The organism is Nonomuraea sp. NPDC050786, from assembly GCF_040654115.1.
Lineage (GTDB): Bacteria > Actinomycetota > Actinomycetes > Streptosporangiales > Streptosporangiaceae > Nonomuraea.
This window is the reverse complement of record NZ_JBFAHJ010000002.1, coordinates 233,131-247,400: the sequence shown is the minus strand read 5'-3', so window position 1 is coordinate 247,400 and position 14,270 is coordinate 233,131. Positions and strand designations below refer to the sequence as shown.

10 protein-coding genes are annotated in these 14,270 nt (G+C 71.6%); 2 read left to right on the top strand and 8 right to left on the bottom strand.

What is annotated here, in order from left to right; all coding sequences use genetic code 11:
• Positions 1–3: 3 nt before the first annotated feature.
• Genes AB0H84_RS05505 through AB0H84_RS05480 form a run of 6 tightly spaced genes read right to left on the bottom strand, consistent with a single transcriptional unit; the run spans position 4 to position 6,870 of the window.
• The gene (locus AB0H84_RS05505; protein WP_357598527.1) at positions 4–1,419 is read right to left on the bottom strand and encodes a protein kinase; all 1,416 of its coding nucleotides are present in this window, start codon (positions 1,417–1,419) and stop codon (positions 4–6) included.
• A 10-nt stretch (positions 1,420–1,429) separates the two neighbouring features.
• A complete protein-coding gene (locus tag AB0H84_RS05500) occupies positions 1,430–1,741 on the bottom strand; it encodes an AzlD domain-containing protein (protein ID WP_357598524.1) in 312 nt (103 codons plus the stop codon).
• Positions 1,738–2,412: an AzlC family ABC transporter permease gene (locus AB0H84_RS05495; protein ID WP_357598521.1), complete on the bottom strand. Its 675-nt coding sequence runs from the start codon at positions 2,410–2,412 to the stop codon at positions 1,738–1,740. The genes AB0H84_RS05500 and AB0H84_RS05495 overlap by 4 nt, the downstream gene beginning before the upstream one ends.
• A gap of 10 nt (positions 2,413–2,422) precedes the next feature.
• The gene (locus AB0H84_RS05490) at positions 2,423–3,268 is read right to left on the bottom strand and encodes an AraC family transcriptional regulator (protein WP_357598518.1); all 846 of its coding nucleotides are present in this window, start codon (positions 3,266–3,268) and stop codon (positions 2,423–2,425) included.
• A 22-nt stretch (positions 3,269–3,290) separates the two neighbouring features.
• A complete protein-coding gene (locus AB0H84_RS05485; protein WP_357598515.1) occupies positions 3,291–4,943 on the bottom strand; it encodes a serine/threonine-protein kinase in 1,653 nt (550 codons plus the stop codon).
• A gap of 10 nt (positions 4,944–4,953) precedes the next feature.
• Positions 4,954–6,870: a protein kinase gene (locus AB0H84_RS05480; RefSeq protein WP_357598512.1), complete on the bottom strand. Its 1,917-nt coding sequence runs from the start codon at positions 6,868–6,870 to the stop codon at positions 4,954–4,956.
• Between the two features lie 287 nt (positions 6,871–7,157).
• Here AB0H84_RS05480 and AB0H84_RS05475 point away from each other — a divergent pair, with 287 nt between their 5' ends.
• Positions 7,158–8,015 carry a chorismate mutase gene (locus AB0H84_RS05475; protein WP_357598510.1) on the top strand — a complete coding sequence of 286 codons (858 nt, stop codon included), beginning with the start codon at positions 7,158–7,160 and terminating at the stop codon, positions 8,013–8,015.
• Between the two features lie 9 nt (positions 8,016–8,024).
• Here the strand turns inward: AB0H84_RS05475 and AB0H84_RS05470 are convergent, their stop codons facing one another.
• Together AB0H84_RS05470 and AB0H84_RS05465 are read right to left on the bottom strand one after the other, a co-directional pair.
• Positions 8,025–9,125, bottom strand: a complete 1,101-nt coding sequence (locus tag AB0H84_RS05470; protein WP_357598507.1) for an SGNH/GDSL hydrolase family protein — start codon at positions 9,123–9,125, stop codon at positions 8,025–8,027.
• Between the two features lie 13 nt (positions 9,126–9,138).
• A complete protein-coding gene (locus AB0H84_RS05465; RefSeq protein WP_357598504.1) occupies positions 9,139–10,503 on the bottom strand; it encodes an amino acid permease in 1,365 nt (454 codons plus the stop codon).
• Positions 10,504–10,672: 169 nt separating this feature from the next.
• Between AB0H84_RS05465 and dnaE the strand changes: the two genes are divergently transcribed.
• Positions 10,673–14,200 (top strand): DNA polymerase III subunit alpha, encoded by a 3,528-nt coding sequence (gene dnaE / locus AB0H84_RS05460; protein WP_357598502.1) that lies wholly within the window; start codon positions 10,673–10,675, stop codon positions 14,198–14,200.
• The last annotated feature ends 70 nt before the right edge of the window (positions 14,201–14,270 follow it).

Sequence of the window (14,270 nt, the reverse complement as noted above, 5' to 3'; positions counted from 1 at the left end):
GCGTCAGCGGCGCTTCTTGACCTTCTTCCGGCCCTGGTCCGACGGCTCGACCGCGCCCGGGGCCTGGGCCGGCGTCTGCTTGTTCTCCTTCGGCTTCTCGCTCTTGTCCTCGGTCTTCTTCTCGGTCTTCTTCTCGTCCCTGGTCTTGGACGCGGTGGGCGTCGGCTCGCGGGTGGGGGTCTTGCGCTCGCCGGTCGGGGTCGGCGTCCTGTGCGGCTCCCTGGTGGGCGGTGCGGAGCTCTGCGGAGCGGAAGGCACGTTCGCCGTCGCAGGGGACCTCTCGGGGGCCGGCTCGGAGGACGTCTTGGCGGGGGTCGGATGGGTAGCTTGAGGGGACGTCGGCCCGGGATCCGAGGTGGACGGGCCGGCGGTCACCACGGCCGGGGCGGGGCTCGGGCGCAGGGGCAGATCCTGCGCGCGGTTCGACCACCAGGCCGCGCCGCCGGCGACGAGGGCCACGATCAGCGCGCCCCCGGCGACCGCGGCCAGCCGCAGCCCGCGCCGCGGCGGGCGCGCCACCTGCCCCGCCATGAGCTGCTGCCCCGTCACGGGCATCGGTCCCGCCGTGGATATGGGGACGGGCCCCGTCTGCTCGGTCGCGCCGCCCGCGATGATCATGGCCAGCCGCCGCTCGGCCTCCACCAGCGACATGCGCTCAGCCGGGTTCTTGCGCAGCAGGCCGAGCAGTACGGGGGCGAGCGCGCCCGCGCGGGCCAGCGGCGCCGTTTCGGCGTGCATGACCGCGCTGAGCGTGGCCAGGGCGTTGTCCCGCTGGAAGGGGGAGTGGCCCTCGACTGCCATGTAGAGCGTCACGCCCAGCGACCACAGGTCCGAGGCGGGGCTCGCCTGCCCGCCTGCCGCGCGCTCCGGCGCCATGAAGGCGGGGGTGCCGATCAGGATGCCCGTACGGGTCACGGGGGCCTCGTCCTCCGTGGTGGCGATGCCGAAGTCGGTGAGCACCGCCCGCCCGTCCTCGGCGAGCAGCACGTTGTCCGGCTTCACGTCACGGTGCAGCACGCCCGCCGCGTGCGCCGCGCGCAGCGCCTCCAGGAGCTGCAGCCCGATGTTCGCGGTCTCGAGGGGGGACATCGGGCCGTCGTCGCGGATCAGCTCTCCTAAGGTGCGGGAGTGCACGAGCTGCATGACGATCCAGGGGTGGCCGCCTTCCTCCAGGACGTCGTACACGGTGGCCACGCCCGGGTGCGCCACCCGGCCCGCCGCCCTGGCCTCCCTGAACGTCCGTACCGCGAACACCTCGCGCTCGGGACCCGTCAGGTCGGGCGGCGGCACGACCTCCTTGACGGCCACGTCCCTGCCCAGCACCTCGTCATGGGCATGCCAGACCTTGCCCATGCCGCCCTTGCCGATCGTCCTGAGCAACCGATAGCGCCCGCCGACCATAACCGCTGAATCGGACATGCACGGGCGCCTACCCCAGAAAGAGCCGGACAAGCGCGGTGACGACGGCCGCCGCGGCCAGAATGACCAGGAACGGCGCCCGCAGCAGCAGCGCGACGACCGCGGCGCCCAGCCCCGCGGTACGCGCCGGGTCGAAGCGCAGCCCGCCCTCCTCCGTGAACATCTGCACCGCGATCAGCGCCGCCAGCAGCGCCACCGGCACCAGTTCCGCGAACCTGCGCACCACGGGATGCTCCAGCATCCGGCGGGGCGCCGCCAGCCCGGCCAGCTTGAGCGCGTAGCAGCCCGCGCAGAGCGCGGCGATGGCCCACCACAGCGTCATCGCGCCATCACCACCAGGACCGCGCCGACAACCGGCAGCGCGGAGAGCAGCACGGGCAGTCCCGGTGGCAGGAACGGGGTGGCGCACAGCGCGATCACCGCCCCGGCCGCGGCCAGCAGGCGCAGTTGCGCGCTGGAGGCCAGGCGGGGCCACAGGATGGCCAGGAACGCGGCCGGGCCCACCACGTCCAGCCCCAGTGCGGCGGGGTCGCCCAGGGACGAGGCGCCGTACGCGCCCGCCAGCGTGGTCAGGTTCCAGGTGACGTAGAGGCTGGCGAACGTGGTCGTGAAACCGGTACGCGCCGCCTCCTCGGTCGGCTGGGCCAGCGTGACGGCCGTCGTCTCGTCGATCACCCCGTGCGCGGCAACCAGCCGGCGCGCCCCGCGTACCCGCAGCAGATCGGCCAGGCGCAGGCCGTAGAGCGTGTTCCGGCCGCCCAGCAGCAGGGCGCCGAGGGTGGCGGTCACCAGGTCGCCCCCGGCGCCCACCGCTCCGGTGAGGGCGAACTGGGAGGCGCCGGTGAACGTCAGCAGGCTCAGCACGCACGCCTGCGGCACGCTGAGGCCCGCGGTGATCGCCGCGGCGCCGAAGGCGACACCCGACAGCCCCACGGCCACGCCGACGCCGAGGGCGTCCCGCACGGCGGCGGAACGATGTGTTGTCTGTTCCATCCGCAACAGGCTAGGAGACGGAAAAATCTCCGGTCTTGTACGTTCCTGCGGCGGCACGCTGATACGCGGCGGGCGGCACGCCCACGATGCGCTTGAAATGCCGGTTGAGGTGGGCCTGATCGGTGAAGCCCACCTCGGCGGCGACCTGCGCGGGACGCACCCCGGACTGCAGGAGGCGGCGCGCCTGGCGGACCCGGAGCGAGGTGAGGTAGGCGTGCGGCGGCAGGCCCGTCACGGCCTTGAACGCCCGCAGCAGCGAGAACGGCCGCGCGCCCACCGCGCCGGCCAGGTCGTCCAGCGTCGGCGGGTCGACGAGGCTCTCGTGCAGCAGGTCGAGCGCCTCGCGCACGGCCCGCGCGCCCGCGGAGGGCAGGACCGCGGCAGGGCGCGGAGTCGCGTGGCGGGTGACCAGCCGGGCGAACAGCGTGCCGCTCAGCGTCGAGGCGGCCAGCGCGTCGCCGCGCTCGGCCGCCCGGTGCGCCCGGGCCAGCAGCGCCGCCACCTCGTCGTCGCGCACCACCTGCTCGGGGAAGTGCGGCGTCGCGTACGGCGCGCCCAGCTCGGCGGCGACCCCCGCCAGCGTGTCGATCGACGGATAGAGCATGCGGTACGACCAGCCGTCGGGCGTGCCCGCCTGGCCGGTGTGCGAGGAGTCGGGGTTGACCAGCACCACCTCGCCCGCCCCCGCCCGCAGCAGGGTGCCGCGGTAGTCGAACTCCTCGACGCCCCTGACGATCACGCCGATGGCGTACCCGTCGTGCACGTGCCGGGTGAAGCGGTGGGTGACGTAGCTCGCCTTGAGCAGGTCGGTGCCCGGCACCGCCGGATGCCGCCAGAAGTGCGCCTGCTCCTTCACCGCGCCCCCTGATCGGACCTGTTCATCGCGGCCTGAACGTCTTCGCGAACGTGTCGAAGTAGCGCTTCTCCATGGCCCAGCGGGAGTCGGGGGCCTCCCAGTAGAGGGCGTACGGGCGGCCGTCGGCCGTGCGGAAGCCGCGGTCGATCACGTGGATCAGCACGCCGTCGCGTTCGCGGGTGAACTCCCAGTCGGCGGCCTGCAGACCGAGATATCGGGTGCGGACGATGCCGATGCGCTGATATCCCGCGAACTCGCCCTTCGCCTGGATCTCCTTCTCCAGCGCGAGCCACTGCCGCGCCGGATCTCTCCAGGCGACCTCGGGAACCGTCCACTCGACGGTCAGCGCCCCGGAGGCGCCGGGGCCTTTGAAGGAGACGCTGTCCCTGGTGGGGTGCTTCGTCGCCCGCCACTGCGGGGGCAGGGCGATCGAGAAGCGGCCCGCCGCGCTGGTGAAGGTCTGCCAACCTGTGGGCACCGCTGCCGCCGTGGGGGTGGGCGTCGGGTCCGGGGTCTTCACCGTGGGCTTGTCAGTGGGGCTCTCAGTGGGGCCCTCAGCGGGCTTCTCGGTGAGGCTCTCGGTGGGCGCCGGGCTGGTCGTCGTGGGGGCGCTCCGCCACTGGTCGGAGAGCAGGACGCCGCCCGTGCCCAGCACCGCCACGGCCGCCACGGCGGCGGGCACGCCGACCCACAGGGCCTTGCCACGCCTGGCGCGCCCGGAGAGCGTGGAGCGCGGCGCGCTGTCGGCCGTCGGCTGCCAGGTGGCCGTGCCGCCGCCCGTGCCGCCGCCCGTGCCGCCGCCCGTGCCGCCGCCCGTGCCGCTGCCGGCGCCCGCGTGGCTCCGCGCTTGGGGCCCGCCGGGCACGGGACGGGCGGAGGCGGCCTCGTACAGCAGCCTCGCGGCCTCGTCGGCGGGCATCCGCCCGGCCGGGCTCCGGTGCAGTAACCCCATGATGACCGGCTCCAGCGCGCCCGCCCGCGCCGGCGGCCTGGGCTCGTCGCGCAGCACCGCCGCCACCGTCGCGGCCCACGAGTCGCGCCTGAACGGCGGCTCGCCCTCGACGGCCGCGTACAGCGTGGCGCCCAGCGACCACAGGTCCGACTCCGGACGGGCCGGCTCGCCGTTCAGTCGCTCGGGAGGCATGTACGCGGGCGTGCCCACCAGCCCGCCGGTCGCCGTCAGCCCTGCCTCGGCCTCCAGCGAGGCGATGCCGAAGTCGGTCAGGACCACCCGGCCGTCGTCGGCCAGCAGCACGTTCTCCGGCTTCACGTCGCGGTGCAGCACCCCGGTGGCGTGCGCGGCCCGCAGGGCGTCCAGCACCCGCCCGCCGATCACCGCGGCCTGCCCCACCGTGAGCGGCCCCTGCTCGCGCAGCACCTCGGCCAGCGAGCGCGAGCGGACGAGCTGCATCACGATCCACGGGCGGCCGCCCTCCTCGACGACGTCGTGGATGACGATCACCGACGGGTGGTCGAGCCGGCCCGCCGCCCTGGCCTCCCTGATGGTCCTGCTGTTGAGCTCGGCCCGCTTGGCCTCGCCGACGCCCGTGTAGCGGACCTCCTTGATCGCCACCGTGCGGTCGAGCAGCTCGTCATAGGCACGCCAGACCACGCCCATCCCGCCCTCGCCGAGCGGCTCGATGAGGCGATAGCGGTTGCCGACCTGCCGTTCCACGCAGTGCAGCCTACTTGGCCGGTTTGAAGGTGGCGCAGAACCCCTCGAAGAAGTCGTAATCCTTCTTCCAGTGGCTCTTCAGCGTGTGCCAGTAGATCGCGTACGCCCGGCCGTTGTCCGTGATGAACCCCCGGTTGCGCACGCGGGTCAGGCCGGTGTTGGTCCGCCAGGTGAAGTCCCAGTCGGCGGCGGCCTTCTGGTAGTCGACCCGGTGGATGCCGAGCTTCTTGTAGCCGCCGAAGACGTTGTTGAGCTTCGGCTCCTGCTTCTTCCAGTCCTTGTACGGGTCGTTGTCCGACTTACCGCCGTCCTCGATCATGAGGTAGGCGTTGGAGGCCGCGCCCGGCCCCCTGAACCTGACCTGCTTGCCGTCGCGGGTGAACACGTCCCAGCCCTTGGGCAGGCCGACGGAGAAGCCGAGCTTCTTGTCGGTGTACATCTTCCAGCCCTTGGGCAGCGCGTCCTCCGGCTTCTTCTCGGCAGCCGGGCTCTGGGTGGGGGAGGCCGTGGGCGACGGCGGCTGGGAGGCGCTCGGCTGGGACGCGCCGGGGGAGGTCGCGGAAGGGGCCGACGTGGCGAGCGTGGCGTGGGACTCGCCCTTCTCCGCCGTCCGGTCCTCCGGGGCCGAGCGCAGGCCGAGGTAGCCGCCGATCCCGGCGACCAGCAGGACCGCCAGGCCCGCCGTGACGACCGGCCCGGCCCGCAGCCCGTCCGTCCTGGCCGCGTTCATCGTGGACTCGGCGCCGGGCGCCGGGTCCTGGGTCGGCGCGGCGGTGATCCGCGCGCCGGTCTCCGGTGCGGCCGGCACCGGGGGCAGCACCGGTGGCGGCACGGGGGCCGGCGCCGGCTTCGCGTTCGGGTCGGTCGGGGTGTCGTCCTCGACGGGCACCGGGACCGGGCGCGGCTTGCCGTACGTCCGCGGCCTGCCGTACGTGCGCGGCTTGCCGTACGGGCGCCCCCTGTCGGGGGAGGGCTCTTTGGCCGGCGGCGGCGTGGCCGGCGCAGGCGGTGCCGACGGTGCCGAAGGGGCGGCCGGCGTGCGGAACGGGGTGGGCACGCGCACCGTCTGGTTCGCGGCGGGGAACTGCATGGTCGGCGGCGGGCTCGCCTGCGCGATGACCTGGCGCAGCATCCGCTGCGCCTCCTCATAGGTGAGCCGCTGCACCGGCTCCTTGCGCAGCAGACCGCTGATCACGTCGGTGAGCGGGCCCGCGTGCGGCATGGGGTCGGGCTCGTCGGTCAGCACGGCGTGCATGGTCGCCAGGGCCATCCCCCGCTCGTGGGGGGAGCGGCCCTCCACCGCCGTGTAGAGCGTGGCTCCTAACGACCACAGGTCCGACTCGCGCCGGGCGGGCAGCCCTTTGAGCCGCTCGGGCGCGATGAACGCCGGCGTGCCGGCCAGGCCCGTCACGGTGAGCTGCGTCTCGGTCTCCAGGGTGGCGATGCCGAAGTCGGTGAGCACGACGCGGCCGTCGTCGGCCAGCAGCACGTTCTCGGGTTTGACGTCGCGGTGCAGGACGCCCGCCTCGTGGGCGCGGTGCAGCGCGTCCAGCACGGCCAGGCCGATCTCGGCCACCCGTTTGGGCTCCAGCGGCCCGTCCTGCTTGATCACGGCGCCCAGCGAGCGCGACTGGACGAGCTGCATGACGATCCAGGGACGGTCGTCCTCCTCGATCACGTCGTGCACGACGATCACGTTGGGATGCTCGAACCTCGCCGCCGCCCTCGCCTCGCGCATTGTGCGCCGGTTCAGCAGCTGCACCTCCTCGCCCAGGGCGGCGGCGTACCTGACCTCCTTGACCGCGACCGTGCGGTCGAGGAGCTCGTCGTAGGCTCGCCAGACGATGCCCATTCCGCCCCTGCCGATGGGTTCCTGCAGCTGGTAGCGGCCGGCGATGCGGCGTCCGTCCTGCTTGCGATCCGACATCAACGGCCTCGTACCCTCCTCTAGGCCAAGAAATACTCCCATAGCGAGGGATCAACGGCGACTCGCCTGGAGGCCACTCCGTAATGTGACAGGTGCCACACAGCAGGTCGAGACATGGGTGTAGGGTTTCAGACATGACTTGTCGCTACGCGTTTACCGAGCCGGCTCCGGGAGAGCCGGTCGTCAGCTAGCGACCACCTGGAGCCGGCATGAGGCAGAGACACCCGTCTCTGCCTTTTTCGTTTTCCCGCCGGCTGCTGGGCCGGCCCGAGTTTGGGGAGTCGAGGATGTCATCGACCTTGGAACGGCACTCTGTGGCGGTGGGCGACCTGCTCGTGGGCGAGGGACCCGCCGTGGTGATCGGCGGCCGGGTGGACCTGCGGGCGCACCACGGGCAGGTGGACGCCCACGAGGTGCTGGGAGAGCATGCCACGCTGGTGGAGCCGTACTCGGCCGCCGACCTGCCGGCGATCGCCGCGAAGGCGGACGCGGTGGTGGTGGGCTCGTCGTGGACACGCGACATCCCGCTGGTACGCGCGGCGGCCGGGCTGGGGCTGCCGGTGGTGGTGGAGCGGCGGGCGTCGGCCTCCATGGAGGAGTGGCTGGAGCTGGCCGACTACTGCGCGCGGGCGGGGGACGGGCGGGTGCTCCTGTGCGAGGGCGGCCGGCTGGACCTGGGGCTGATGCGCGCGGCCCGCGCCGTCTCGGGGCGTCCCGTGCTCGCCGACGTCTCCCGTGACGTGGAGCTGTCGGCCGCGGCGGTGGCGGCGGGCGCCGACGGCCTCGTCCTCGACGCGCCCGGCGCCGGGTCGCGGGCGCTGGAGGTGGCCGAGGAGGCGGTGACGGTCGTCGGCGCGCTGGTGCGGCCGGAGTCGCCCACCACGTTGCCGGAGTGCCGGCAGGCGATCGACCGGGTGGACGCCGCCCTGGCCACGCTGCTCGAGCGGCGGGCGGCGCTGGCGGGCATCGTGCAGCGGATCAAGCCGGTGGGCGGGTTCGAGGGGCGGGACCTGGCGCGGGAGCGCGCGCTCGTGGCCCGGATGGCGCTGCGCGCGCCGTCGCTGGGGGAGGAGCGGCTCGCGCCCGTCATGAACGCCGTCATCGAGGCGGGCCTCCACCTGGCCGAGGAGCGCTCGTCCCAGTGACCCTCATGATCAGGGGGCGGTCAGGAGGAAGTTGTTCATGGGGCGGCCGGGGCCGGCCGCGATCTGTTTGGTGATGAGCTCGGCGAAGCGGCGGTAGCCGTCGCCCGTCGGGTGGTAGCTGCGGGCGTTGACCGTGAGCTGCTCCATGTCCACGTTCAGCCCGTTCAGGTACGGCTGCGGCCGCCCCACCTCGTGCCCCGCGAACGCCTCGTACGCGTCGACGTACTCCACGCTCCCCGGCGCCCCGAACGCCGCGATCGCGCGGTCGAAGTCGGCCGCCACCGATCGCACCGTGTCGTTGAGCCGCCGCGTCACCTCGTTGAGCCAGCTCTGGTCGGCCGCGCTGAGGTTGTCGACGCTCTCCACCGGCTCCCTGGGGAACGGCCGCGGGTAGCCGAGGACGATGACGCGCGCGTTCGGCGCGCGTACCCGCAGCTCGCGCAGCACCTTGAGCATGCTGGGCCGCAGCTCCTCGATGCGGCGGGCGACGGCGGCGTCCTGCTCGACGCAGGCCGACGACCACGGCAGCTTGACGATGCAGCCCGTGAGCACCTTGGTGAAGCCGGCGTCGTTGCCGCCGATGCTGAGGGTGACCAGGCTGGCGGACGGGCTCACCCAGGAGATCTGGGGCCGCTGGCCGTACTGGCCCGACAGGAGCTGGCCGGTGGTGGCGCCGCTGCAGGCGTAGAAGGCGGTGCCGCCGCCGAAGCGGTACGTCCGCGCCACCAGCGGCACGTACGAGCCCGACGCCCGGTGGCAGCGGCCGGCGCCGTCGTTGACGGGCCTGTCGTCGAGGTCGTAGACGCCCTCGCCGGAGGAGTAGGAGTCGCCGAGCGCCACGTACATGCCGCGCTGCGCCACCTGCACGGCCGTCAGGCGGGTCACCTGCGGAAGCCGTCCGGACGGCTCGCGGGCGGCGGGGCAGCCCGCGTCCAGCACGGCGCAGGCCAGCTTCGGGAAGACGCCCAGCGGTAAGCACGCCACCGCGAGGGCGATGCCGGCGGCGGCCGCCGCGGCGGCCCGGGCGATGCCTCGCGTCCCCTGCTTCGGCGTCTGCCGTGTCGCCTCGTCCAGTGCGGCCTCCCCCGAGCGGCTGCGTGTCAGCGACATCGAGACTACCCAGTCAGGTGATCGTCGGGGAGCCGCCGTCGCGGGCGCGGCGGCGGTTGACCACCTGCCAGCCCAGGGCGATGGCCACGACCAGCGCGGGGATGAGGAAGAACGCCACCCGCTGGTCCTCGTCGGCGAAGGGCATCAGCAGCACGACCAGCGCGAGGAACGCCAGCGTGAGCCAGTTGGTGTACGGCGTGCCCGGCATCGGGAACACCGACCTGTGCCCCGACCTGCGCAGCCGCATCTGGCAGTAGACCAGCACGCCCCAGGTCGTGATCACGCCGAGGGAGGCGACGGCCGTGGCGATGTTGAAGGCGCGCTCGGGCAGGAAGTAGAAGAGCGCCACCCCCGCCAGGAACATGATCGCCGTGAACAGGATGCCGCCGAGCGGGACGAACCGGGAGCTCAGGCTGCCCGCGAAACGGGGCGCCTCCTGCTTCATGGCCATCGAGCGCAGGATGCGGCCCGTGGCGTACAGGCCGGAGTTGCAGGACGAGAGCGCGGCGGTGATCACCACGAGGTTCATGGCGTCGGCGGCCCACGGGACGCCGAGCCCCGAGAAGACCGTCACGAACGGCGAGACGCCCGCGTGGTACGCGGTCCACGGCAGGACCATCGCCAGCAGCGCCACCGAGCCCACGTAGAAGATCGCGATGCGCCACACCACGCCGTTGATCGCCTTCGGCATGACCTGGTGCGGCCTGGCCGTCTCGCCCGCCGCGATGCCGACCAGCTCGATCGACGCGTACGCGAAGACCACCGACTGCAGGCTCATCAGCACCAGCGGGAAGCCCTTGGGGAAGAAGCCGCCGTGGGCGACCAGGTTGTGCGGGCTCGCCTGGCCGATCGTGAACACCACGAGGACCAGGCCGACGACCAGGAAGACGGTGATCGCCAGGACCTTGAGCATGGCGAACCAGAACTCCAGCTCGCCGAAGAGCCGCACCGACAGCAGGTTGACCGCCAGCACGGAGCCCAGGGCGATGAGCGCGGTGAGCCACTGGGGGAACGCGGGCGCCCAGTAATGGATGTAGGCGGCGATGGCGGTCAGCTCCGCTATGCCGGTGAACGCCCAGTTGAGCCAGTACATCCAGCCGCTGGCGAACGCCGCCCACGGGCCGATGAGCTCGCCCGCGTACGCGACGAACGACCCCGACACCGGGCGGTAGAGCACGAGCTCGCCGAGCGCCCGCATGACGAAGAAGGCGGCCAGCCCGGCGGCGGCGTACGACAGCACCAGGGCGGGCCCCGCGGCGGCCAGCCGGCCCCCCGAACCGAGGAACAATCCGACACCGATCGCCCCGCCGATGGCGATCATCTGGACCTGGCGGTTGCCGAGCGAGTGCCGGTACCCCTCGTCGGTCTGCGTGCGCACCGAGTGTCTCCTCAACTACAGGAAGTGAGTACGACGATATCCGCGCCGCCCGCCGCGAAGGTTCCGGCGCGCCGGTCGGCGAGTGCGCCCGCCACCGGCTCCGGGATGTCGGTCAGGACCACTAGAGTCGGAGCCGCACAACCACGTCCAGACTGGGAGGCGCCGCTCCATGTCGTCCAGCGAGTCATTCGTTCACCTGCACGTACACACCGAATACTCGATGCTGGACGGGGCGGCCCGGCTCAAGCAGATGTTCAAGAAAGTCGGCGAGCTGGGCATGCCGGCGATCGCCATCACCGATCACGGCAACATGCACGGCGCGTACGACTTCTTCAAGCAGGCGACGGGCGCGGGGATCAAGCCGATCATCGGGATCGAGGCCTACGTGGCGCCGGAGCTGCGCCACAACAAGAAGCCGGTGCTGTGGGGCGAGCCGCACCAGAAGAAGGACGACGTCTCGGCGGGTGGCTACTACACCCACATGACGATCTGGGCGCGCAACAGGACCGGCCTGCACAACCTGATGAAGCTCAGCTCGCGCGCCTACACCGAGGGGTTCGTCCGCAAATGGGCGCGGATGGACGCCGAGATCCTCGCCGAGCACGCCGACGGCCTGATGGCCACCACCGGCTGCCCCTCCGGCGAGGTGCAGACGAGGCTGCGGCTCGGCCAGTACGACGAGGCGCTCAAGGCCGCCGCGAAGTTCCAGGACATCTTCGGCAAGGACAACTACTTCCTGGAGATCATGGACCACGGGCTCGACATCGAGCGCCGGGTCCGCGACGGGCTGACCCGGATCAGCAAGGAGCTCGGCATCCCGCCGCTGGTCACCAACGACTCCCACTACACGTACGAGTCCGACGCCGCCTCCCACGACGCCCTGCTCTGCATCCAGACCGGCAAGCAGCTGTCCGACCCCGACCGGTTCCGCTTCGACGGCAGCGGCTACTACATCAAGACCGCCGACGAGATGCGCGCGATCGACTCCTCCGACCTGTGGGCCGAGGGCTGCCGCAACACGCTGCTCGTCGCCGAGAAGGTCGACCCGGCGGGGTTCTTCCAGCACAAGAACCTCATGCCGACCTTCCCCGTCCCCGACGGCATGACCGAGGAGCAGTTCTTCCGCCAGGAGGTCTGGAAGGGCCTCGAGCGGCGCTTCCCCGAGGGCGTCGACGAGGAGCACCGCGCCTGGGCGGAGAACGAGCTGGGCGTCATCATCCAGATGGGCTTCCCGAGCTACTTCCTCGTGGTCGCCGACTTCATCATGTGGGCCAAGAACAACGGCATCCGCGTCGGCCCCGGCCGTGGCTCCGCGGCCGGCTCGCTGGTGGCGTACGCGCTGGGCATCACCGACCTCGACCCGATCCCGCACGGGCTGATCTTCGAGCGCTTCCTCAACCCCGAGCGCGTGTCCATGCCCGACGTCGACATCGACTTCGACGAGCGCAGGCGCGGTGACGTGATCCGCTACGTGACCGAGAAGTGGGGCGCCGACAAGGTCGCCATGATCGCCACGTTCGGCACCATCAAGGCGAAGGCCGCCATCAAGGACGCGGGCCGCGTCCTGGGCTATCCCTACGCGCTCGGCGACCGGGTCTCCAAGGCGTTCCCGCCCGCCGTCATGGGCAAGGACATCCCGCTGGCGGGCATCTTCGACAAGGACCACCCGCGCTACGCCGAGGCGGGCGAGCTGCGCAGGCTCTACGAGGAAGACGTCGACGTCAAGGCGACGATGGACCTCGGCAAGGGCCTGGAGGGCCTGATCAGGCAGACCGGCGTGCACGCCGCCGGCGTGATCATGTCGGCCGAGGTGCTGACCGACTACATCCCGATCATGCGCCGTGACTCCGACGGCGCGATCATCACGCAGTTCGACTATCCGACCTGCGAGACGCTCGGCCTGCTGAAGATGGACTTCCTGGGCCTGCGCAACCTCACGATCATCGACGACTGCCTGAAGATGATCGAGGCCACCACCGGCGAGCAGATCGACCTGCTCAAGCTGCCGCTCGACGACCGCAGGTCCTACGAGCTGCTGGCTCGCGGCGACACACTCGGCATCTTCCAGCTCGACGGCGGCGGCATGCGCTCGCTCATGAGGCTGATGCGTCCCGACAACTTCGAGGACATCTCCGCCGCCCTCGCGCTCTACCGGCCCGGCCCGATGGGCGCCAACTCCCACACCAACTACGCGCTGCGCAAGAACGGCCAGCAGGAGATCACCCCGATCCACCCCGAGCTCGAGGAGCCGCTGAAGGACATCCTCGACACGACCTACGGCCTGATCGTCTATCAGGAGCAGGTCATGGCCATCGCGCAGCGGGTCGCCGGCTACTCCCTGGGCGGCGCCGACCTGCTGCGGCGGGCGATGGGCAAGAAGAAGAAGGCCGAGCTGGACAAGCAGTTCGAGTTCTTCGAGAAGGGCATGCAGGACAACGGCTTCTCGGCCGCGGCCATCAAGGCGCTGTGGGACATCCTGCTGCCGTTCTCCGACTACGCCTTCAACAAGGCCCACACCGCGGGCTACGGCCTGGTCGCCTACTGGACCGCGTACCTCAAGGCCAATTACCCGGCCGCCTACATGGCCGCCCTGCTGACCAGCGTCAAGGACGACAAGGACAAGTCGGCCCTCTACCTCAACGAGTGCCGCCGCATGGGCATCAAGGTCTTCCCGCCGGACGTCAACGACTCCGACTTCGACTTCACGCCGCGCGGCACCGACATCCGCTTCGGCCTCTCCGCCGTCCGCAACGTGGGCGCCAACGTCGTCGACGGCATCCTGAAGGCGCGTCAGGAGAAGGGCCGCTTCGCCGACTTCAAGGACTTCCTGCGCAAGGTCCCGGCCGTCGTCTGCAACAAGCGGGTCATCGAGTCGCTGATCAAGGCCGGCGCGTTCGACTCGCTGGGGCACGTGCGCAAGGGCCTGGTCATGGTGCACGAGCAGGCCGTGGACGCGATCATCGACATCAAGAAGAACGAGGCCATCGGCCAGGACTCCCTGTTCGGGGCCATCGACGGCGGCGAGGACCAGACCTTCGACGTGCAGATCCCGGCGGGGGAGTGGGACAAGAACACCCTGCTCCAGTTCGAGCGGGAGATGCTCGGCCTGTACGTGTCCGACCATCCGCTCTTCGGCGTCGAGCACATCCTCTCGGCCGGGGCCGACTGCTCGATCGCGGCCGTCCAGGACGAGAGCCGGGCCGACGGGCAGATCGTGACCGTGGGCGGGATCCTGAGCGGGGTGCAGCGCAAGATCACCAAGAAGGGTGACACGTGGGTGCTGACCCAGCTGGAGGACCTCGAGGGCTCGATCGAGGTGATGATCTTCCCGTCGGCCTACCAGCTCTGCTCGACGATCCTGGCCGAGGACGCGATCGTCTTCGTCAAGGGGCGGATCGACAAGCGCGAGGACGTGGCGAAGATCATCGCCATGGAGGTGACGGCTCCCGACCTGACGCAGGAGGCGGGCGGGCCGCTGCTGGTGAGCCTGCCGCTGGCCCGCTGCACGCCACCCGTCGTGGGCCGGCTGAAGGAGATCCTCGCGACGCATCCGGGCACGTCGGAGGTGCACCTGCAGGTCCACAACGGGCCCAGGACGACGGTGATGCGCGTCCACGACCGGCTGCGGGTGACACCCTCTCCCGCTCTGATGGGCGATCTGAAGCAGCTCCTGGGTCCCGCCTGCCTGGGTGCCTGAGGCGGCGCCTCTGTCTCTCACGGGTGCATGGGAGAGTCCACCGCACGTGACTCTCCCGCCGCCCTGACGT